This window comes from Pseudomonas sp. dw_612 (assembly GCF_018449725.1).
In the GTDB taxonomy this organism is placed as follows: domain Bacteria; phylum Pseudomonadota; class Gammaproteobacteria; order Pseudomonadales; family Pseudomonadaceae; genus Aquipseudomonas.
This window is the reverse complement of the sequence record NZ_JAAVVC010000036.1, coordinates 1-19673: the sequence shown is the minus strand read 5'-3', so window position 1 is coordinate 19673 and position 19673 is coordinate 1. Positions and strand designations below refer to the sequence as shown.

At 57.9% G+C, this 19673-nt stretch carries 23 protein-coding genes and 2 tRNA genes; 19 read left to right on the top strand and 6 right to left on the bottom strand.

Translation table 11 applies throughout. The features are described 5' to 3' along the window. Positions 1-98: 98 nt before the first annotated feature. From HB680_RS31415 to HB680_RS31390, 6 genes are all read left to right on the top strand, one after another. On the top strand, positions 99-503 hold the full coding sequence (locus tag HB680_RS31415; RefSeq protein WP_213942161.1) for an acetyl-CoA sensor PanZ family protein: 405 nt from the start codon (positions 99-101) through the stop codon (positions 501-503). 76 nt (positions 504-579) lie between these two features. Beyond that, the gene (locus HB680_RS31410; RefSeq protein ID WP_213942160.1) at positions 580-2811 is read left to right on the top strand and encodes an AsmA family protein; all 2232 of its coding nucleotides are present in this window, start codon (positions 580-582) and stop codon (positions 2809-2811) included. Next, positions 2808-3875 carry an A/G-specific adenine glycosylase gene (mutY, locus tag HB680_RS31405; protein WP_123511222.1) on the top strand — a complete coding sequence of 356 codons (1068 nt, stop codon included), beginning with the start codon at positions 2808-2810 and terminating at the stop codon, positions 3873-3875. The genes HB680_RS31410 and mutY overlap by 4 nt, the downstream gene beginning before the upstream one ends. After that, on the top strand, positions 3872-4144 hold the full coding sequence (locus HB680_RS31400) for an oxidative damage protection protein (protein ID WP_054054381.1): 273 nt from the start codon (positions 3872-3874) through the stop codon (positions 4142-4144). Before mutY ends, HB680_RS31400 begins: the two co-directional genes overlap by 4 nt. Before the next feature lie 103 nt (positions 4145-4247). Then, positions 4248-4323, top strand: a tRNA-Phe gene (locus HB680_RS31395). Positions 4324-4447: 124 nt separating this feature from the next. Further along, complete coding sequence (locus tag HB680_RS31390; protein WP_213942159.1) at positions 4448-4780, top strand: hypothetical protein; 333 nt, start codon at positions 4448-4450, stop codon at positions 4778-4780. Between the two features lie 77 nt (positions 4781-4857). Here the strand turns inward: HB680_RS31390 and HB680_RS31385 are convergent, their stop codons facing one another. Then, complete coding sequence (locus tag HB680_RS31385) at positions 4858-5319, bottom strand: carboxypeptidase regulatory-like domain-containing protein (RefSeq protein WP_213942158.1); 462 nt, start codon at positions 5317-5319, stop codon at positions 4858-4860. Positions 5320-5842: 523 nt separating this feature from the next. Here HB680_RS31385 and HB680_RS31380 point away from each other — a divergent pair. The 3 genes from HB680_RS31380 to HB680_RS31370 are packed head-to-tail and all read left to right on the top strand — an operon-like array spanning position 5843 to position 7717. After that, positions 5843-6805 (top strand): alpha/beta fold hydrolase, encoded by a 963-nt coding sequence (locus HB680_RS31380; protein WP_213942157.1) that lies wholly within the window; start codon positions 5843-5845, stop codon positions 6803-6805. A gap of 37 nt (positions 6806-6842) precedes the next feature. Further along, the gene (locus tag HB680_RS31375; RefSeq protein ID WP_213942156.1) at positions 6843-7259 is read left to right on the top strand and encodes a hypothetical protein; all 417 of its coding nucleotides are present in this window, start codon (positions 6843-6845) and stop codon (positions 7257-7259) included. Positions 7260-7264: 5 nt separating this feature from the next. Beyond that, positions 7265-7717 (top strand): hypothetical protein, encoded by a 453-nt coding sequence (locus tag HB680_RS31370; RefSeq protein WP_213942155.1) that lies wholly within the window; start codon positions 7265-7267, stop codon positions 7715-7717. Between the two features lie 74 nt (positions 7718-7791). Here the strand turns inward: HB680_RS31370 and gabP are convergent, their stop codons facing one another. Then, positions 7792-9183: a GABA permease gene (gene gabP, locus HB680_RS31365; protein ID WP_213942154.1), complete on the bottom strand. Its 1392-nt coding sequence runs from the start codon at positions 9181-9183 to the stop codon at positions 7792-7794. A 563-nt stretch (positions 9184-9746) separates the two neighbouring features. On the opposite strand from gabP, the gene HB680_RS31360 reads away from it, so the two are divergent. From HB680_RS31360 to HB680_RS31325, 8 genes are all read left to right on the top strand, one after another. Next, complete coding sequence (locus HB680_RS31360; protein ID WP_027922189.1) at positions 9747-10520, top strand: ABC transporter ATP-binding protein; 774 nt, start codon at positions 9747-9749, stop codon at positions 10518-10520. Positions 10521-10533: 13 nt separating this feature from the next. After that, positions 10534-11280 carry an ABC transporter substrate-binding protein gene (locus HB680_RS31355; RefSeq protein WP_213942153.1) on the top strand — a complete coding sequence of 249 codons (747 nt, stop codon included), beginning with the start codon at positions 10534-10536 and terminating at the stop codon, positions 11278-11280. Between the two features lie 77 nt (positions 11281-11357). Then, positions 11358-12053, top strand: a complete 696-nt coding sequence (locus tag HB680_RS31350; RefSeq protein WP_213942152.1) for an ABC transporter permease — start codon at positions 11358-11360, stop codon at positions 12051-12053. Then, on the top strand, positions 12050-12739 hold the full coding sequence (locus HB680_RS31345; RefSeq protein WP_054054362.1) for an ABC transporter permease: 690 nt from the start codon (positions 12050-12052) through the stop codon (positions 12737-12739). The genes HB680_RS31350 and HB680_RS31345 overlap by 4 nt, the downstream gene beginning before the upstream one ends. Continuing rightward, on the top strand, positions 12720-13952 hold the full coding sequence (locus tag HB680_RS31340; RefSeq protein ID WP_213942151.1) for a methyltransferase: 1233 nt from the start codon (positions 12720-12722) through the stop codon (positions 13950-13952). Before HB680_RS31345 ends, HB680_RS31340 begins: the two co-directional genes overlap by 20 nt. 310 nt (positions 13953-14262) lie before the next feature. Next, positions 14263-15087: an FkbM family methyltransferase gene (locus HB680_RS31335; RefSeq protein WP_213942150.1), complete on the top strand. Its 825-nt coding sequence runs from the start codon at positions 14263-14265 to the stop codon at positions 15085-15087. Between the two features lie 78 nt (positions 15088-15165). Beyond that, a tRNA-Thr gene (locus HB680_RS31330) sits at positions 15166-15241 on the top strand. Positions 15242-15524: 283 nt separating this feature from the next. After that, positions 15525-16514 carry an Abi family protein gene (locus HB680_RS31325; RefSeq protein ID WP_213942149.1) on the top strand — a complete coding sequence of 330 codons (990 nt, stop codon included), beginning with the start codon at positions 15525-15527 and terminating at the stop codon, positions 16512-16514. 73 nt (positions 16515-16587) lie between these two features. Here HB680_RS31325 and HB680_RS31320 read toward each other — a convergent pair whose 3' ends face one another. From HB680_RS31320 to HB680_RS31310, 3 genes are read right to left on the bottom strand one after another with little or no spacing between them, the layout of a single operon-like run. Beyond that, complete coding sequence (locus HB680_RS31320; protein ID WP_213942148.1) at positions 16588-17298, bottom strand: SDR family oxidoreductase; 711 nt, start codon at positions 17296-17298, stop codon at positions 16588-16590. Positions 17299-17341: 43 nt separating this feature from the next. Beyond that, on the bottom strand, positions 17342-17998 hold the full coding sequence (locus HB680_RS31315; protein ID WP_213942147.1) for a DsbA family protein: 657 nt from the start codon (positions 17996-17998) through the stop codon (positions 17342-17344). Further along, on the bottom strand, positions 17995-18216 hold the full coding sequence (locus HB680_RS31310) for a 4-oxalocrotonate tautomerase family protein (protein WP_123511287.1): 222 nt from the start codon (positions 18214-18216) through the stop codon (positions 17995-17997). The genes HB680_RS31315 and HB680_RS31310 overlap by 4 nt, the downstream gene beginning before the upstream one ends. 218 nt (positions 18217-18434) lie before the next feature. Here HB680_RS31310 and HB680_RS31305 point away from each other — a divergent pair, with 218 nt between their 5' ends. Continuing rightward, entirely contained in the window at positions 18435-18632 is a 198-nt protein-coding gene (locus HB680_RS31305; protein ID WP_213942146.1) for a hypothetical protein, read from the top strand. Between the two features lie 74 nt (positions 18633-18706). Here HB680_RS31305 and HB680_RS31300 read toward each other — a convergent pair whose 3' ends face one another. After that, entirely contained in the window at positions 18707-18883 is a 177-nt protein-coding gene (locus tag HB680_RS31300; RefSeq protein ID WP_213942145.1) for a hypothetical protein, read from the bottom strand. Between the two features lie 494 nt (positions 18884-19377). Here HB680_RS31300 and HB680_RS31295 point away from each other — a divergent pair, with 494 nt between their 5' ends. Further along, the gene (locus HB680_RS31295) at positions 19378-19662 is read left to right on the top strand and encodes a DUF3077 domain-containing protein (RefSeq protein WP_123598117.1); all 285 of its coding nucleotides are present in this window, start codon (positions 19378-19380) and stop codon (positions 19660-19662) included. The last annotated feature ends 11 nt before the right edge of the window (positions 19663-19673 follow it).

Here is a 19673-nt window from a genome sequence, read left to right as displayed (position 1 = left end):
ATCTTTTGATCCTGATCTTTAAAAACAAGATCAAAAGATCGCCGCCTGCGGCAGCTCCTACGGGGTGATATCTGTAAAAATTTCTTACAGGAACCGCCATGCCGATCATTGTCGAGCCGCTGAACGAAGTCACTTACCAGGACCAGCAGGATCTGCAAAAGATCTACCGCGACGCCCCGGACTGGCTGTTTGCGCCGTTTGCCGGTGAGGTGCAACTGATCGAAGGCTGCCTGCGGGATGGCTCACTGATTGCCGGGCGCTTCAATGATCGGTTGCTGGGTGCGGGGCGTCTGCAACGTCAACAGGAGGTCTGGCACTTGTCTCAAATTTGCGTGAGAAAAATTACCCGTCGCCGTGGGGTGGCGGAGCGTCTGGTGAACGAAGCGCGGCAAATGGCGTCGCAATCGGGCGCGACATTGCGTTTGCTGGCGCCTGCCGGGCACCTGGAGGCCCAGGCACTGGCGGCCAAGCTGAACGTGCCGCTGGACGTGCTGCCCATATGAACTGACCGATCGTCAGTTTTGGAGCGCTATACTCCCCGGCTAAATTTTGAATTCGACTAACTACAAGGACTCGCCCATGAAAGCGTTCGGCAAAATCCTGGGTCTGGTACTTCTCGGGCTGTTGCTGATCATTGTGGCGCTGGGCTTTGCCCTGACCCACCTCTTCGATCCCAACGACTATAAAGACGAGATTCGCCAGATTGCCCGCGACAAGGCCCACATCGAGCTGACGCTCAATGGCGATATCGGCTGGAGCCTGTTCCCGTGGCTGGGCCTGGAATTGCACGAAGCCAGTGTCGCGACCCTGGTCAAACCCACCGAACCGTTCGCGGACTTGCAGATGCTCGGCCTGTCGGTGCGCGTGCTGCCGCTGCTGCGCCGTGAAGTGCAGATGAGCGACGTACGCGTCGAAGGCCTGAACCTGCGCCTGAACCGCGACAAGGATGGCCACGGCAACTGGGAAGACATCGGCAAGGTCCCGGCACCCGCCAATACTGGCGCGACCCCGCCTGCCGTTCCCGCCGGCGAACCGGCACCAGAAGCCCCCGTCGTCGCGGAAAAACCGCCGCAACCGATCCGCCTGGACATCGACAGCCTGACCGTGAACAACGCGCGGGTTGAATACAACGATGAAAAAACCGGCAAGAGCTACACCGCCGAAAGCATCCAGATGAGCACCGGTGCGATTCACGATTCGACCAATATTCCGCTCAAGCTCACCGCATTCCTGTCTGCCAACCAACCCGCGCTTCGCGTGCGTACCGAGTTGAACGGCGAGTTACGCATTGCCCGCGCCCTGCAGCGTTACCAGTTCGAAGACATGAAACTGTCGGGCGAAGTGACCGGCGATCCGCTGCAAGGCAAGACCATGACGTTCGCCGCCCAGGGCCAGTTGCTGCTGGATAAAGCCGCCAACGTCGCCGAATGGACCGGGATCAAGATCTCCGCCAACCAGTTGCGCGCCTTGGGTGAACTGAAAGTCAACGACCTCGACAAGACGCCGCAGATCAATGGCGGGCTGTCGATTGCCCAGTTTGACCTGGCGAAATTCATCGACAGCATCGGCCAGAAACTCCCGGCCATGGCCGAGGGCAGCCTGAGCAAAGTCGAGCTGGTCAGTCGTCTTGTCGGCACGCCCACCAGTCTGTCGCTCGACAACATCAACCTGAAAGTCGATGACAGTTCGTTCAGTGGCCGGATCGCCGTCGAGGACTTCGCCAAACAATCCCTGCGGGCCGTCCTCAAGGCTGACACATTCAACGTCGACCGTTACCTGCCGCCAAAATCCGCTGAAGCCAACAGCGCCACGCAAGTGCGTCAGGCCGAAGTGGCCAGCACCGAGGCCGACGCCATGGCGGGTGCGGGCAGCACGCCGCTGCCGGCATCGCCGACCAAAGGTGCGTGGAGCACCGAACGCCTGTTGCCGGTGGAGCGCCTAGCCAAACTCGACGTGGATGCCGACCTGACCTTCGGCCAACTGACCCTCGACAAACTGCCGATCCAGAACGCAGCGCTCAAGGCTAACGGCCAGGGCGGCCTGCTGACCCTGGAGAACCTGCGCGGCGACTTGTACAACGGCAACTTCGAAGCCAAGGGCACACTGGATGTGCGTCAGCAAGTGCCAGCGCTGAGCATGCAAACCCGCATCACCAAGGTGCCGGTGGAAAAAATCCTCGAAAGCCAAGGCAAGAATCCACCGGTCAAAGGCCTGGTCACGCTCAACAGTGCACTGACCGGCAGCGGTAACAGCCAGAGTGCGCTGATCGAGACCCTTAACGGCAACGCCAGTTTTGTCATCAACAACGGCGTGCTGCTCAACGCCAACCTTGAGCAACAACTGTGCAAAGGCATCGCCACCCTGAATCGCAAAACCCTCAGCGGCGAACCCCGGGGCAAGGACACACCGTTCCAGGAGCTCAAGGGCAACCTGACGTTCCGCAATGGCGTGGCCAGCAACCCGGACATGAAAGTGCGCATCCCGGGCATGACCGTCAACGGTGACGGTGATGTCGATCTGCGGGTGCTGGGCATGGACTATCGCGTAGGCATCATCGTCGAAGGTGACACCAGTGCCATGCCCGATCCGGCCTGCCAGGTCGGCGAGAAGTTCGTCGGCATCGAGTGGCCGCTGCGCTGCCGTGGCCCGCTGGAACTGGGCGCCAAAGCCTGCCGCGTGGACAACGAACGCATGGGCCAGGTCGCGGCCAAACTGGCTGGCGAGAAGCTCAGCGATAAAATCGACGAGAAGCTCGGTGACAAAGTCAGCCCGGAATTGAAAAACGCGCTGAAGGGGCTGTTCAAGCGATGAGAGCCGAGCAGTTTTCATCGGCGGTGCTGGATTGGTACGACCGCCACGGCCGCCACGATTTGCCTTGGCAACAGGGCATCACCCCATATCGGGTCTGGGTCTCGGAAATCATGTTGCAGCAGACCCAGGTCAGCACTGTGCTGAATTACTTCGACCGCTTCATGGCCTCGCTGCCGACGGTCGAAGCCCTGGCCGCCGCGCCGGAAGACGAAGTACTGCACCTGTGGACGGGCCTGGGTTACTACACCCGCGCGCGCAATCTGCAGAAGACCGCGAAGATCGTCGTCGCTGAACATGGCGGCGAGTTTCCCCGGGATGTGGAAAAACTGGTTGAGCTGCCAGGTATCGGTTTGTCCACGGCCGGCGCCATCGCCAGCCTGAGCATGGGCCTGCGCGCGCCGATCCTCGACGGCAACGTCAAACGGGTGCTGGCGCGCTTTACCGCGCAAGAGGGTTATCCGGGCGAGCCGAAGGTCGCCAAACAGCTCTGGGCGAACGCTGAGCGCTTTACGCCCCATGACCGAGTCAACGCCTACACCCAGGCGATGATGGATCTGGGCGCCACGCTCTGCACCCGCAGCAAACCGAGTTGCCTGCTCTGCCCGCTGGAAAAGGGCTGCGAAGCGCACATGCTCGGTCTGGAAACCCGCTACCCAATCCCCAAGCCGCGCAAAGCCGTACCGCAGAAGCGCACGCTGATGCCGATGCTCGCCAATGGCGAAGGCGCGATTCTGCTTTACCGTCGCCCTTCCACGGGCCTGTGGGGCGGTTTGTGGAGCTTGCCGGAACTCGACGACCTCGACGACCTGCAACACCTGGCCACGCAGCACTCGCTGGAGCTGGGCAGCCAACAGGCGCTGCCGAGCCTGGTGCACACCTTCAGCCACTTCCAGTTGTCCATCGAACCCTGGCTGGTTCAGGTCCAGGAGGCCGGCCACCACGTGGCCGAGGCCGACTGGCTCTGGTATAACCTCGCCACCCCGCCGCGCCTGGGCCTTGCCGCCCCGGTCAAAACCTTGCTCGAACGCGCGGCCGCCGTATTGAACGCAGGAGAGTCGTCATGACCCGCACCATCATGTGCCGCAAGTACAAAGAAGAATTGCCCGCCCTGGAGCGCGCCCCGTTTCCTGGCGCAAAAGGCCAAGACATTTTTGACCACGTCTCCGCCAAGGCCTGGGCCGACTGGCAGAAACACCAGACCCTGCTGATCAACGAAAAACGCCTGAACATGATGAACGCCGAAGATCGCAAATATCTTCAGGGCGAGATGGACAAGTTCTTTTCCGGCGAGGAATACGCCCAGGCTGAAGGCTACGTTCCTCCGGCTGAATAATCCCGTTGTTGTGGGGGTCGGAACGTAAGCGACGGTAATAATTAAAATTTTTTTGAAAACTTTCTTGACGACCCCCTGAAAAACCAGTTTAATGCGCCCCGTTGCCCAGATAGCTCAGTCGGTAGAGCAGGGGATTGAAAATCCCCGTGTCGGCGGTTCGATTCCGTCTCTGGGCACCAAATACCGAAAACCCTGAATCGCAAGATTCAGGGTTTTTTTATGCCTGTGATTTAATCTGCGACGGTTTGACCTTCCAATCCACGGCACTTTTGCCCCCCCTTACGGAAAAGGGTAACCAACGCCATGAGCCAGAAGAAAACCCGCATTCCCCTGCCCCACCCACCACCGACACATCGCACCGAATGGCTGCTGATCTTCGTCAGTGTCATGGTGATCGTTGCGGCGAGCCTGCTTGGCTACATGGTCATTGAGGGTTTGATCGATGGGCGGATCAGCAATATGAGTCGCGGCAAGTCTTACGAGGTTTACAGCCTTGCACAGAAGCCGCGCCTCTACTGGTTCACGATCATCGGGCATACCTTTTGGGTCTTGGTACTGACCGCGATGGGACTGGGCACTATCTGGCTGGTTCGCAAGATTGGCGCAATGCCTGAAAAGCGTTCCCGCCGGAAATAAACACCTCGCTGGATTTACAAAAAAACCGCTGACTGCGGTTTTTTTGTGTGCGCGGGCTCTTGAGTTATGAGCTGAGTTTATGAGGCAACGTACTGGTCGCCGCTCCAATGCAGATTCAGATCACGGGCAGGACCGTTTCCTACGTCTACCGTATTACGGCGTTCCTGGCCGTTGCGCGTGGTGATCACCGTGTATTTACCGGCCGGCAGTTGCACATACACCAGAGGACCGGCCTGATTCAGCGTCAACACCGCGTGGCCCTGCGCGTTCTGAACGACCACATCCACGTCGGGAATATATTCATTCGCCGGGCCGACAGAGAAACTCATCCGCAGGTTGTAGCCATGGTTTTGCTGAATGAATCGTGACTCATCCAGACCTATGCCGCCTGACAGGTAATTAATCCCGTTTTGCTGTTCGGGTTGAATCTGCACACCGGCCGTGTCGACGGGTCCCGGAGGCGTGGCATGGGCCACGACGGGAAACAGCAACACACCGACAGCAGCGATGGGCAACATGAATGAAAGGACATGTTTCATGATGGCGACTCCCGGGTTCGGAAGAACCCAATCGTTACTCTTTTTAGATTTCTGCCGAGATGTTCAAGTTTTAGATTGATTCGAATCCAAGGCTGCGGCGAATAGGACTACACGTTGTATTCCGAATGCCTCCGGTGGCGTCGGCTTGATCCCGCGAAACGAATCCGGAATTTCCTTCCAATCTGTCAGCCGCGCCCGGCATCGCCGGCCGGTGCGTCGCTGGCATTCTTTTGCGCACGATAAGCCAACTGCGGAAGCCTTCATGAGCGGACTCCAGGTCGATAACAATCAAGACCCACATATCGCGTCACTGCTTGGCGACCTCGGCGAGTTGATTCGCCAGGCGCGCCAAACAGTTTTGACTGCTGATGAGTCGGGACAAGGAATTGCGAGCGGAGCTGGATCGAGAGCGGGCGGCACTTGAAGAACGGTTGCTCAACCAGCAAACACAATACCGCTGATGGATTGTTCACACGCTGCGCGAGGACTATCGTTGGCAGCCACCCGCAAAGGTTCGAAGTCGATGAGTTTGCAGGAAATGCCTTCACTGGCACCTACGGAGCTGGCGCCGTCCATTCCCGGCGCGCCCTTCAAAGAACCCGCCGCAGACGACTTCATCCTCGGTGGTTTCACCTGGCGGCACGCCCACCCGGACGCGAACCGCCCGGTCGTGATCATCAACGCTGCCACCTCCGTCCGCTGTCGCCACTACTCACGCTTCGCCGACTACCTGTTCGCCAATAACTTCGACGTCATCACCTACGACTACCGCGGCATCGGCGAATCCCGACCAGCATCACTGAAAGGACTGAACGCCACGTGGTCCGACTGGGGCGCGCTGGATTTCGAGGCGATGCTCAAGCGCGCACAGCGTGAATTCCCCGGCCAGCCGATCGATGTGGTCGGCCACAGCTTTGGCGGCTGTGCGGCGGGCCTGGGAGCCTCTGGGCACCTGATCCGGCACTTGGTGACCGTCGGTGCGCAGTTCGCTTACTGGCGCGACTATGCGCCGGCCCACCGCTGGCGGATGTTCGGCAAGTGGCACGTGGTGATGCCATTGCTAACGATGGCGTGCGGTTACTTCCCCGGCAAACGCCTCGGCTGGCTGGAAGACACGCCCGCCGGCGTTGTTCGTGACTGGAGCATGCCTACCGACCGCTACGAGAAGCGCCCCAGCGGCCGCGTGATCCACGCGCAACACGGCCGGCTGCCGTTCGCCAACGTCACGGCGAAAACCCTCGCCATCAGCATCAGCGACGATCCTTACGGCACGGTCCCGGCCATCGAACGCCTGCTGGGCTACTTCACGGGGGGCACGTCCACTCATCTGCGAATCGAGCCGAAAGACATCGACGAAGAAGAAGTCGGACATTTCGCCTTTTTTCGTAGCTCATACCAAGCCACACTATGGCCCATTGCATTGTCCTGGCTGCAAAACGGCGAACTGGCCCCCGATACACCCGGGCGGCGAGTACCACGCAACTGAGTGACCTGCCCTCTTAACGAAATACGGAACGACGCCCATGGCCTCCGCCAACAAGCAGCAAAAACGCGCCACCCGCGCCAAAGCCAAGGCCAAGCAGAACCGCACCCAACGCGCGGCTGCGCCGGTTGAGCTGGACCCGAACGATGATCGCATCGACTTCGAATCGGTGGACCTGACCGAACTGTTCAAGACCATGATCGACGCCGAAAAAATCAGTCAGCAAGCGATGTGCACGGCTTTCCTCGAAGACCCGCTGCTGGCACTGGTTTACGAACAGGAAGGCGAAGAAGGCGCGATGGATTTCATCCTCGCTGCATTGATCGAGTATCGCCAGTGGTCCACCGAAGCGGACGAAGCCGCCGCACTGGCATGGATCGAATCACCGGCCTTCCAGGCTGACTACGTGGCGGCGTCCGACGCCATCGCGGCCCAAACACAACCGAAAGCGAACTGAATGTAATGGCCTCCCTGAACAAGCAACAAAAACGCGCCAAACGCGCCAAGATCAAAGCCAAGCAAATCAACATCCACGGCCGCAAACCCGCCGATCTGGACGATGACCTGGGCGACATCGGCGAGCCGATCCCGGAATACACCCTGGCGATGTTCAGCAAGATGCGCGACGCCGAAGCCATCGGCCGCAATGACATGCTGCTGGCCTTGCTGACGGACCTCGCCGGCATCATCAGCGACCATCCAGAACTGCTGGACATGGAAAACGCCGACAACGAAGCCATGGCCGCCACCCACCTGGCCGCCGACATGCTGATCGACTACCGCATGTGGGCCGACGGCATGGACCGCGACACCGCCCAGGCCTGGCTGACCGATCCGCAGTTCATCACCGACTTCGGCACCGCGCTCGACAGCTATCGCGAGTCGCTTGATGCGCAGGAAGAAAAAGCTGAGTAACCAGCCTTTGAGTGGAAACAAAAACGGCCGCTTGTCATCACTGACAGCGGCCGTTTTGCATTACGCGATGCAGATCAGTTCAACACCGCCGCGCCAACTTTTTGCTGCTTGCGACGACGAGCCACGAACAGCCCGACCGCCACTACCATCAAGCTCAGGAAACCGGTCGCGAGGATTTCCACGCGGTGAGCTTCCTGGAACAGCATGATGGTCAGGGCCGCGACGATGAAGATGATCACCGCGTAGGTCAGGCCCGGGAACAGCCACATGCTGAAGGCGATTTTTTCGCCGCGTGCCATGCGCTGTTTGCGCATACGCAGTTGCGAGATGGCGATCACCAGGTACACCAGCAGCGCGATGGCGCCGGAAGTGGCCAGCAGGAATTCGAACACGGCGGCCGGGGCCACGTAGTTGGCGAATACTGCGACGAACGCTGCGCCAGTCGACAGGATCACGGCCCAGTACGGCGTGCCGCTTTTGTTGGTGCGTTGGGAAACGGCCGGCGCATCACCGCGTTTGCCCAGAGAGAACATCATGCGCGAAGCGGTGTACAGCGCCGAGTTCAGGCAACTGGTCACAGCAACCAGAACCACGATGTCGACGATCAGCTTGGCGTTCGGGATGCCCATGCGTTCAAGCACAGTCTGGTACGAACCCACAGCGGCCAGGACCGGATCATTCCATGGCACCAGGGCCACAACGATGAAGATCGACACGAGGTAGAACAAGCCGATCCGCCAGATCACCGAGTTGGTGGCCTTGGAGATTTGCTGGCCAGGGTTTTTCGATTCCGCGGCCGCGATGGTCACGATCTCGGTACCCATGAAGGAGAACATCGTGGTCAGAATTGCGCCCAACACCGCGCCCATGCCGTTTGGCAGGAAACCTTGGGTGTCGAACAGGTGCGAAACGCCGCTGACCTGGCTGTTAGGCAGGAAGCCGAAAATCGCCAGAATGCCGAGTCCAATGAAGCCAATGATCGCGATGACTTTGACCAAGGCGAACCAGAATTCGAACTCACCGTAGTTCTTCACGCTGAACAGGTTGGTCACGGTCAGCAGCAACGTGATGACCAGGGTGAACGCCCAGATCGCCACATTCGGGAACCAGGCATGCAGGATGGTCGCGGCGGCGTTGGCCTCCAGCGGAATCACCAACACCCAGAACCACCAGTACAACCAGCCGATGGTGAAGCCGGCCCAGTGACCGATCGCGCGATCGGCGTATGTCGAGAAGGAGCCGGTGTCCGGCGAGGCGACGGCCATTTCGCCGAGCATGCGCATCACTAATACAACGAGTGCGCCGGCAGCGGCATAGGCCAGCAGCACGGCTGGGCCGGCAGCGGCAATGGCATGACCCGAGCCGACGAACAGCCCGGCGCCGATAACCCCGGCGATCGACAACATGGTCACATGACGCGGTTTGAGCCCCTGTTCGAGGCCATTAGAGCTTTGGGTACTGCTCATTGAAACTACCTTTGCAAAGAAAGCGATTCAGTCCACCGCGTCTGGTTTTTCTTTCTCGTAAAAAGAATCCAACGGGGCGTTCCTTATTCTGCACGCAATAATTGCGCCAAAATGTTACAGACTCCCCAGAACCGCGCCTCTCCGCCTGACCGGACGTTTATCGCAAGTCATTGAGATTAATGGCAATTCGCCAGAGCGTTACCCAGCGACCCACATTAAGAACGAATCAGCGCACCAGAAACACACTGAAAAATTGTTGGATGCACAATAAAAGTGCAGATCAGGAACGTTTGGCCGGTTAGCGCTTCCAACACCCCGCCAAAGCTGGCAACATCGCGCCTTTTTTTACGCGACTCCCGCGGCCGCCTTGTATTTAACAGGGGTTCAAACGGCTGTTCGGTTGATAGCAGCGCGACAGTCTGCTGCAGCGATGCGACAACCTGTCACATGCCATCCGTTTACCGCCCGTAGCGCTGTTGGCTGCCATTCGAACGCTATGCTAGCTTGGCCGCCTCGCCAGGAAGGCCACCAACAGCAGGAGCGAAACACTATGAGGAACGCACATGGCTGAGGCCACGCCCGCGCTTGAAATCCGCAACTTGCACAAACGCTACGGACAGCTTGAGGTGCTCAAAGGCATCTCGCTGACCGCCCGCGACGGCGACGTGATCTCGATCCTGGGTTCCTCCGGTTCCGGCAAGTCCACGTTCCTGCGTTGCATCAACCTGCTGGAAAACCCGCACCAGGGCCAGATCCTGGTGGCCGGCGAAGAACTCAAGCTCAAAGCCGCGAAGAACGGCGAACTGGTTGCCGCCGACGGCAAACAGATCAATCGCCTGCGCAGCGAGATTGGTTTTGTGTTTCAAAACTTTAATCTGTGGCCGCACATGAGCGTGCTCGACAACATCATCGAAGCCCCGCGCCGTGTGCTCGGTCAGAGCAAAGCTGAAGCCATCGAAGTCGCCGAAGCCTTGCTGGCCAAGGTCGGCATCGCCGACAAGCGCCACGCCTACCCGGCGCAATTGTCCGGCGGCCAACAACAACGAGCGGCGATTGCCCGCACGCTGGCGATGCAACCCAAGGTGATCCTGTTCGACGAGCCCACTTCCGCCCTTGACCCGGAAATGGTCCAGGAAGTACTTAATGTCATCCGTGCCTTGGCCGAAGAAGGCCGCACCATGTTGCTCGTCACCCACGAAATGGGCTTTGCCCGTCAGGTGTCCAGCGAAGTGGTGTTCCTCCACCAAGGCCTGGTAGAAGAACAAGGATCGCCACAGCAGGTGTTCGACAACCCGCTTTCGGCACGCTGCAAACAATTCATGTCCAGCAACCGCTAACGGAGCTACCCGCATGCAGAACTACAAAAGAATCTTCCTGGCGGCCGCCGTCACCTTGGCGTTCAGCGCCGGTGCCATGGCCGAAACCTTGAAGATGGGCATCGAAGCGGCCTACCCGCCGTTCAACAATAAAGATGCCAGTGGCAATGTCGTCGGCTTCGACAAAGAAATCGGCGACGCCCTGTGCGCCAAGATGAAGGTCGATTGCACCGTGGTCACGTCCGACTGGGACGGCATCATTCCGGCGCTGAACGCCAAGAAGTTCGACTTCCTGATCTCCTCGATGTCGATCACCGACGAGCGCAAGCAAGCGGTGGACTTCACCGACCCGTACTACTCCAACAAACTGCAATTCATCGCCAAGAAAGACGTCGACTTCAAAACCGACAAGGCTTCCCTGCAAGGCAAAGTGATCGGCGCACAACGTGCGACCCTCGCCGGCACCTGGATGGAAGACAACATGGAAGGCGTTGAAGTCAAACTCTACGACACCCAGGAAAACGCCTACCTCGACCTGACTTCCGGTCGTCTGGACGGCATCCTCGCGGACAAATACGTCAACTACGAGTGGCTGAAAAGCGACGCTGGCCGTCCTTACGAATTCAAAGGCGACCCGGTTGAAGAAAGCGACAAAATCGGTATCGCTGTACGAAAAGGCGACACTCTGCGCGCGAAGCTGAACCTCGCCCTGAAAGAAATCGTTGAAGACGGCACCTACAAAAAGATCAACGACAAGTACTTCCCGTTCAGCATCTATTGATTCTGACCTGCCTGACCGGCGCCGTTCGCTGACGGCGCCAGTCTTTGGCATTGCCTGCCGCGATTGAAAAGAAATCCATGATTATCGACCTCTACGGATTCGGCCCGGCGCTCGCCGCTGGCGCGCTGATGACTGTGAAACTGGCACTCTCGGCCCTGTGCCTGGGGCTGGTGCTCGGTTTGCTCGGCGCCTTGGCCAAGACTTCTGCGCACAAGCCGTTGCAATGGCTGGGCGGCACTTATTCGACGCTGGTTCGCGGCATCCCGGAATTGCTCTGGGTGCTGTTGATCTACTTCGGCACCGTCAACCTGATGCGTGCCCTGGGCGAGTTTTTCGGCAATCCCGACCTGGAACTCAATGCCTTCGCCGCTGGCGTGATCGCGCTAGGCCTGTGCTTCGGCGCCTATGCCACGGAAGTGTTTCGCGGCGCGATTCTGGCGATCCCTAAAGGTCACCGTGAAGCCGGCGTGGCCCTGGGCCTGTCGAAGTTTCGCATCTTCACCCGACTGATCATGCCGCAGATGTGGCGCATCGCCCTGCCGGGCCTGGGCAACCTGTTCATGATCCTGATGAAAGACACCGCGCTGGTATCGGTGATCGGCCTGGAAGAAATCATGCGTCACGCGCAAATCGGCGTGACCGTGTCCAAGCAGCCGTTCACCTTCTTTATGGTGGCGGCGTTCATGTACCTGGGCCTGACCATTCTGGCCATGACCGGCATGTACTTTCTGGAACGACGCGCCGCTCGCGGCTTCGCGAGGAGCACCCAATGAACTGGGAAGTCATTATCAAGTGGCTGCCGAAACTGGCCCAAGGCGCGACGCTAACCCTGGAACTGGTGGCCATCGCCGTGATCGCCGGGTTGCTGCTGGCGATTCCGCTGGGCATCGCGCGCTCGTCGCGACGCTGGTACGTGCGGTCATTGCCCTACGCGTACATCTTCTTTTTCCGTGGCACGCCGTTGCTGGTTCAGCTGTTCCTCGTCTATTACGGCCTGGCGCAGTTCGATGCGGTGCGTAACAGCTCGATGTGGCCGTACCTGCGCGATCCGTTCTGGTGTGCCACGGCGACCATGACCTTGCACACGGCGGCGTATATCGCCGAGATCCTGCGTGGCGCGATCCAGGCGATTCCACCGGGCGAGATCGAAGCGGCGCGGGCGCTGGGCATGTCCAAGCCTAAGGCGCTGTTCTACATCATCCTGCCCCGTGCCGCGCGCATCGGCCTGCCGGCCTACAGCAACGAAGTGATCCTGATGCTCAAGGCCAGCGCCCTGGCCAGCACCGTGACGTTGCTGGAACTGACCGGCATGGCTCGTACCATCATTGCCCGCACCTATCTGCCGGTGGAGATCTTCTTCGCGGCAGGCATGTTCTATCTGTTGATGGCTTACGTGCTGGTTCGCGGCTTCAAGCTGCTGGAGCGCTGGCTGCGCGTCGATGCCTGCCAAGGGCGTTGATTCTTCCTACGTGCTGACGGGCGAGGCCCTACTCGCCCGTTTCGCCGTGCTGGATGCTTTTCTGATCGAGCATCAAGCACTGTGGAAACCACGGCCGTTTACTTATCTGCAGCTTCCCTGGGAAACGTCCTACCCATCGTTGTCTTCGTGGCTACGTGGACGGTCGCTGGAAGAGGCGGAAAACAGTCATAACCAACCTTGCTTGCTGGATGCGCCGGAGCCGTTTGCTTCATTGGCGGCGTTGTCGCTTGAGCTGAGTTCGGTTGGCGAGTTGCCGGGGCATGCGCTGGAAGCGGCCGGGCATCGATTGAATGTCGATGTCCCGGGACGCAAGTGGCAGCAGATCGAGGCGTTTGCCAGTCGCTTGTCGTTCGCAGCGCCACCGAAGCATTGGCTGGATTGGTGTTCGGGCAAGGGCCACTTGGGTCGACGCCTGCTGCAAACCGGGCAACAACTAACCTGCCTGGAATACGACCCTTCTTTGGTTTTGAACGGACAAGCACTCAGCCAACGTCATCAGTTGCATGCACTGCACGTTGAGCAAGATGTACTCGCGGCGGGCGCAGCTTCTTTATTGAAGAGCGATCACACCCCGGTAGCGCTGCATGCCTGTGGTGACCTGCATGTGCGATTGATCCGGCTCGCCAGCGCCGTCGGCTGCAAACAACTGGCTGTCGCGCCCTGCTGTTATAACCGGATCAATCTGTCCACCTATGAGGCGCTTTCCTGCACAGGCTCGCGATCCAGCCTACAGCTGTCCCTCGAAAATCTTGCACTACCCATGAGTGAAACCGTCACCGCCGGTGCTCGGGTCCGACGTCAGCGCGACACGTCCATGGCCCGGCGCCTGGCCTTCGACCTGCTGCAACGGCAATTGCGTGGCGTCGACGAATACTTGCCAACGCCCTCCCTACCCAGCGTCTGGCTGGACAAATCCTTCGCCAACTACTGCCATCATTTGGCCGCACTGAAGGAGTTATCCACAATCGGCCCGCAGGATTGGCCGGCTCTCGAGGCTGCCGGTTGGCAGCGACTGGCCGAAGTACGCAATCTGGAGCTGCTGCGGGGACTTTTCCGACGACCGCTGGAGTTGTGGCTGGTACTTGATCGAGCACTTTTCCTCACCGAACAGGGGTACACCGTTCGTCTCGGTACCTTCTGCGAAACCCCGCTCACACCGCGCAATTTCCTGCTCTTGGCGGAACGTCCTTAAACAGTCGCTGCCTGTGGATAACTCTGTTGATGGAATTTCCGTGGATCCAATAAATGCGCCGTTTCACGACTGAAACACAACTGTTCATTTTTCGTACACATGAATAAAAAACCCTAAAAACAGGGATTTGCGAACAAATGAGAACAAGTCCACAAAAGCGGCGTTGATCGAGCCAAGTGAACGTCCCGTTGTGCATAAGCATTCAAGCAAAAGGACATAACCGCCGAATCCCGGACGTCTTCGTCGGAAAATTGCACCCGGCAATCGCCCTTGTTATACAGGCAGACAATCCGACTGACAGGACGCCACAGTGACCTTCATTTCTTACGCACAGAATTTCGAAGACATCCGCCTGTGGCGCGCCCTCAAACAGTTCGAAAATGGCTTCTATATTGATGTCGGGGCGAACGACCCCACCCACGATTCCGTCACCAAGGCTTTTCATGAGCGAGGCTGGACCGGCATCAACGTCGAGCCGATGCAAACCTATTACGACGCCCTCTGCCAACAACGCCCCAACGACATCAACCTGCAATGCGTGGCCAGCGACAGCACCGACGACCTCATCCTCTACGGCATCCCCGGCACCGGCCTCTCCACCGTCGATCCGGCCACCGGCCAGGAACGCACAGCCCTCGGCATGGACGTCCACCGCCAAACCGTCAAAGCCCGCACCCTCACCTCCATCTGCGAACAACACGCCCAGAACCGCCCCATCCACTTCCTGAAAATCGACGTCGAAGGCCACGAAGAAACCGTCCTGCGCGGCATGGACCTCGCCACCTGGCGCCCCTGGATCATCCTCATCGAAACCCCATGGGCCCGCGACCACACTTGGGAACACCTCGTCACCGACGCCGGCTACGAAGCCATCCTGTTCGACGGCATCAACACCTGGTTCCTGGCCAACGAACAACTGAACCTCAAACCCGCCTTCTACATCCCACCGTGCAACCTCGACAACTTCCAACTGTGCCAGGGCCACGCCCTCAGCTACCCAGTCAGCCACACCGAACAACAACTCGCCGCCGCCCTGCAACGGGCTGAACAGGCCGAAGCACAGCTGCGCGCGATGCAAAATAGCAGGGCCTGGAAAGCGATTCAGAAACTCAAGAAAGCACTGGTTCGCGGGTAACCTGAGGGTCGAGTAAAAATAGTCTGAATTCAGGGGTTTACAGAACCAACCCAATCGCTATAATCGTCGCCCTAACACGCCGGTATAGCTCAGTTGGTAGAGCAACTGACTTGTAATCAGTAGGTCCCGGGTTCGACTCCTGGTGCCGGCACCATACAAAACGAAGCCCTCGTAGAAATACGAGGGCTTTGTTGTTTTTGGAGTTTGGAAACTTCCCGCTGAAGCAGCCACGTCGGTGCGATAAGACCTATATCGTCCAATCTCCGGCGCAGAGCCAAACATTGATCTCGCGCCTGCCCGTTACAATTTCACGTTAGCGCAACGTTGACGGATTTTTGCGCCTACCTATAATGCACCCCAACACACCCGCCAAGCCTAGGTTGACCCAGTCAGCAAGCTCAAATCGTGCGGGTTTTTTTTGCTTGGAGAAAAGCTACATGAGGCCTTTTGACAAACCGGCCCTCAGCGTAGAACAGCAATTGGACCTGCTAAAGCAACGAGGCCTGCAAGTCGCCAACGACGACCGGGCCATGCGTTTCCTCGAAGTGGTCACACTGTTTCGCTTGAGTCCCTACATGCGTCCCTTCCAAGAGCAAGGGCCTGACCACACCTTCAAGCCCGGAAGCACCTTGAAGGCTGTAGTCGACATCTACCGATTCGATGGCTCACTACGGCGCATAACCATGGATGCCATCGAACGAATCGAAGTCGCCGTACGTGCAACGATCAGCAACCACATGTGCCCAAAATACGGGCCTGACTGGATAGCTGATGCGTCGCTCTTCTCCTCGTCATATTCGCACTCCGAGTTACTTCGCCCCTTGCGAGAGCAACTGAGCAAGGAGCGAATGAAATTAAGGCGTGAGATCGATCGCATCGAAAGAGGTCGGCAAGGAGGCGAGCTGCAGCAACAGAGAATCGAAAACCGCATGCGCGATAACTATTTTCGATACTACGGTGCGACCTACGCCCACCCTGAATTACCTCCCGCTTGGGCAATTTTGGAAGAGCTCAGCCTTGGGACGGTATCAACGCTCTTCAATGCTATCGGTAGAAGTGCTGATAAAAAGGCTATCGCGGCCAGATTCTGTCTGCCATTCGATGTTTTGGCTTCTTGGCTCCACACCGTGACGTTTATACGAAATTGCTGCGCCCACCATTCACGACTATGGAACCGAGAACTCTCAATTCGACCGTCGTTACCCAAAGAGTGGACCATACCAAACGCGGTGGCTGACCGGCCTCCGCCAAGGCAGCGGCTTTATATTGTGTTAACGATCTTGGCCTATCTGACTGACTTGATCAGTCCAGACAGCCAGTGGAAGCTTCGCCTCGCGGAAATCATTGACCAACAGGGATCGACAAATTTGAGCCTCATGGGGTTTCCAGTAGATTGGAAACGTCAGCCGCAATGGCGCCTAGAATAAAAACTAACGAAAAAACAAAAGCCCTCGAAAAGCTCGAGGGCTTTGTTGTTTTCGGGGTTTGTAAAATCAGACCTCAGTGCCCCGCACTCTGCCCACCATCCACATGCAGAATTTCGCCCGTAACAAAATTCGCAGTGTCGAGATAAACAATCGCCTGGGTAATATCGTGGACTTCACCCATGTGCCCGACCGGGTGCAGTGCGCCCAGGGCTGCGTGAGTTTCTTCACTGTGCATCGGCGTCTTGATGATGCCCGGGGAAACCGCATTCACCCGAATCCCACGCTTGGCGTACTCGATGGCCAACGACTTAGTCGCTGCATTCAACCCACCCTTGGTCAACGAAGCCAGTACCGACGGCACACCATCAATCGCATGGTCCACCAGGCTAGTGGTAATGTTGACGACGTGACCGCTGCCCTGCTTTTCCATCTCGGTAATTGCCAGTTGGGTGATGTAGAAGAACCCGTTCAAGTTCACCGACAACACAGCGGCATAGTCTTCCGGGGTGTACGCAGTAAACGGCTTGGCAACAAAAATCCCGGCGTTGTTAACCAAAGTGTCGACCCGGCCAAAACGCTCAATCGCCTCACGAATCACTTGCTGTGCAACCACTGGATCACCAATGTCACCCGCCACGGTGTGGATATCCGGATCAGTGGAAGGCTTGATCGAACGCGAAGTGGCGACCACTTTGTAATCCAGTTCACGGAAAGCTTTAACCATGCCTGCGCCGAGACCTTGGGAGGCGCCAGTAATAACGATGACTTTTTTCGAAGTGCTCATGATGAACCTCAACTAATAAATGATGGTTTGAAAAAGTGATGAATCAGGCTTCAACAGGCGCCTGCGCCATTTGTCGCAACATTTGTTCGTAGTACTCGATCGACTGCGAGCCGGACACCAGGTGACGGCCGTTCAGCACCATGGCCGGGACCGAGTTAATACCGCGCTCGCGGTAAAACTCTTCAAGGTCACGCACTTCTGTGCCGAACGCTCCGGACGCGAGCACCTCACGGGCAGCCGCGCCATCCAGCCCCACTTCCGTCGCCAGTCGAACCAATGTTTCGCGATCACTCGGGTTCTGGCCGTCGGTGAAGTAAGCGCGCAACAAGGCTTTCTTCAGCGCAACTTGGCGCCCTTCCCTCAATGCCCACGTCAGCAACCGGTGCGCATCAAAGGTGTTGTAGAAGTGGCTGCGTTTTTCCAGATCGAACGTGAAACCGAGGGCCCCGCCGCGAGCGATCTGCATCGCCTTCCCGGCGGCGACGTCTTCGGCGGTACGTCCATATTTGCGCATCAAGTGCTCGACGGCTTTTTCGCCGACTGCCGGCATGTCCGGGTTCAACTCAAAGGGCTTGTAAGTCAGCTCGACCGAGATTTCACCAGCCACGTTTTCAATTGCCTGCTCCAGCGCCGTTGCACCCAACGCACACCACGGGCACACCACGTCGGAGATGAAATCGATAGAGACGGACCCGGTCACGATTTGCCCTCCGCCTCGGCCAGTTGCTTGCGGTACTGGGTGGTGGTGATGCCGGCGTAACCCCAGTTATCGGTGTCGACTTCTTCGATCACGATGTGGGTCAGGTGCGGGTCCTTTTTGAGGACGCGCTGCAGGGTTTCAGTGATTTCAGCGATCACCTGAGCTTTCTGCTCCGAGGTAACGCCATCGCGGGTGATGCGTACGCTTACGAAAGGCATGAGGAAAATCTCCAGTGACCTGCCCCGTCGGGATGATGGGGAGGCGTTGGAGATGAATGTAGGGGGTTGGGTCAGGGGGATAAAGGTGGGGGCGGGTACTTCATTAGTTACTTGGTGTAATGATTGCTGCGGCGATTCACGCTAAAACTGTTTGCATCAGAAATGTTGAATCGGCCAACCTCCATTTTTTCGCAATCATTAGATATAGGAAAACGCTCATGACAATTCAATACTTCGACAGCCCTTTCCATGTCACGCATGACGGGGAAGTCGCTAGCAAAATCGCGGGGGAAATGGAGCTTTCAATACTCGCCGATTGCATCAAAAAACCGGGCGTAAAAGAGGATGAAGCTGCAGTTGGATTAGACGTGATCGATTCGCGTGCTTCCGAGCTCGCAACGGGTAGGATCGAATAATTGCGATCGATGCAGGGACGTTAACAGTCGACACCGACTGTGGGGCTCATCTCCGTTTCATGTAGTCCGCTAGGTTACGTGTCGCTATTTCTCAGCTTTTTCGACGCGTTCTGGCGACGTGTCTCTGCGCATTCGAACCGTTTCTCACCGTTTAAGTCTTCTTTCTCAGCGGCAGGAAGGACTTGTCTCGTTTTCATCTCACGCACAGATTCCAGCAAATCCTTCTGAAACTGATTCAGTTCTACATCCATTGCTGATGCTCCTCGAGCAAATCGACAACGCTATTGGCAGGTCGTCCAAATTATCAAAATTATGCCCGGCCAATAATTATTGCTCAGCCATAAAAAACACTAAACCGTTCATCCCGCGCCACCACCTCGCCACGATTGCGCATCCTCCCACCTCAAGCTACCTTCAAGCCGTCGCTGTCAATTCAGCGACCGGGCCTGAGAACCCGGGTAATATGTAGGCGCACAAGCGCCACCAAATCACGATTGTCGGCGTTTTTTTGTGCCTGCATTTCCGTGTTATGGCGGCTGTGCGTGGGAGATCTTCGGGTCTGCCGGTTTCCTACATTTCCGGTTCTCAGCCTGCGCACAGCTGTCACCCATTCGCCTGAGAACGAACGTGGCAGCTCTCACTTATATGTAGGAGTTTTGCTAATGCTTGCCACCAGTCCGTCCAAAATTTGCGCCACTGCTGCACCGGTCATCAACCACCCCTGCCCAAAAACCGGAGGTGCCCAATGACCATCCCTCAAGACCTGAAAACCATCGGCCTCACCCCGTTCTCCTATCACGCCAACGAAGCACTGTTCCGCATAAACTCCGGTGTCCCGGTGATTGAAGCCCTTTCCCACGCTTCCAACCTGCTCCATGTCGCCAAACTGCTTGCTTCTGACGCCGCCATGGTTCGCGAGACCGACCGGCATGCCTGGGCGTCGTATTATTTGCAGGAAATGAGTAAGGCGATCATCGATGACGTAGTGAAGGTGCTCGATGCACCGTGTAACAACCGCCGTCCAACGTAGTTCGCACGCAT

Bases quoted from the DNA above. Each gene is read 5' to 3' on its own strand.
- HB680_RS31360 (WP_027922189.1), top strand. From the start codon at position 9,747: ATGGCTGAGGCCACGCCCGCGCTTGAAATCCGCAACTTGCACAAACGC.
- HB680_RS31305 (WP_213942146.1), top strand. From the start codon at position 18,435: ATGACAATTCAATACTTCGACAGCCCTTTCCATGTCACGCATGACGGG.
- HB680_RS31380 (WP_213942157.1), top strand. From the start codon at position 5,843: ATGAGTTTGCAGGAAATGCCTTCACTGGCACCTACGGAGCTGGCGCCG.
- HB680_RS31370 (WP_213942155.1), top strand. From the start codon at position 7,265: ATGGCCTCCCTGAACAAGCAACAAAAACGCGCCAAACGCGCCAAGATC.
- HB680_RS31400 (WP_054054381.1), top strand. From the start codon at position 3,872: ATGACCCGCACCATCATGTGCCGCAAGTACAAAGAAGAATTGCCCGCC.
- HB680_RS31295 (WP_123598117.1), top strand. From the start codon at position 19,378: ATGACCATCCCTCAAGACCTGAAAACCATCGGCCTCACCCCGTTCTCC.
- HB680_RS31325 (WP_213942149.1), top strand. From the start codon at position 15,525: ATGAGGCCTTTTGACAAACCGGCCCTCAGCGTAGAACAGCAATTGGAC.
- HB680_RS31310 (WP_123511287.1), bottom strand. From the start codon at position 18,216: ATGCCTTTCGTAAGCGTACGCATCACCCGCGATGGCGTTACCTCGGAG.
- HB680_RS31340 (WP_213942151.1), top strand. From the start codon at position 12,720: ATGCCTGCCAAGGGCGTTGATTCTTCCTACGTGCTGACGGGCGAGGCC.
- HB680_RS31415 (WP_213942161.1), top strand. From the start codon at position 99: ATGCCGATCATTGTCGAGCCGCTGAACGAAGTCACTTACCAGGACCAG.
- HB680_RS31350 (WP_213942152.1), top strand. From the start codon at position 11,358: ATGATTATCGACCTCTACGGATTCGGCCCGGCGCTCGCCGCTGGCGCG.
- HB680_RS31390 (WP_213942159.1), top strand. From the start codon at position 4,448: ATGAGCCAGAAGAAAACCCGCATTCCCCTGCCCCACCCACCACCGACA.
- HB680_RS31410 (WP_213942160.1), top strand. From the start codon at position 580: ATGAAAGCGTTCGGCAAAATCCTGGGTCTGGTACTTCTCGGGCTGTTG.
- HB680_RS31300 (WP_213942145.1), bottom strand. From the start codon at position 18,883: ATGGATGTAGAACTGAATCAGTTTCAGAAGGATTTGCTGGAATCTGTG.
- mutY (WP_123511222.1), top strand. From the start codon at position 2,808: ATGAGAGCCGAGCAGTTTTCATCGGCGGTGCTGGATTGGTACGACCGC.
- HB680_RS31355 (WP_213942153.1), top strand. From the start codon at position 10,534: ATGCAGAACTACAAAAGAATCTTCCTGGCGGCCGCCGTCACCTTGGCG.
- gabP (WP_213942154.1), bottom strand. From the start codon at position 9,183: ATGAGCAGTACCCAAAGCTCTAATGGCCTCGAACAGGGGCTCAAACCG.
- HB680_RS31375 (WP_213942156.1), top strand. From the start codon at position 6,843: ATGGCCTCCGCCAACAAGCAGCAAAAACGCGCCACCCGCGCCAAAGCC.
- HB680_RS31345 (WP_054054362.1), top strand. From the start codon at position 12,050: ATGAACTGGGAAGTCATTATCAAGTGGCTGCCGAAACTGGCCCAAGGC.
- HB680_RS31385 (WP_213942158.1), bottom strand. From the start codon at position 5,319: ATGAAACATGTCCTTTCATTCATGTTGCCCATCGCTGCTGTCGGTGTG.
- HB680_RS31320 (WP_213942148.1), bottom strand. From the start codon at position 17,298: ATGAGCACTTCGAAAAAAGTCATCGTTATTACTGGCGCCTCCCAAGGT.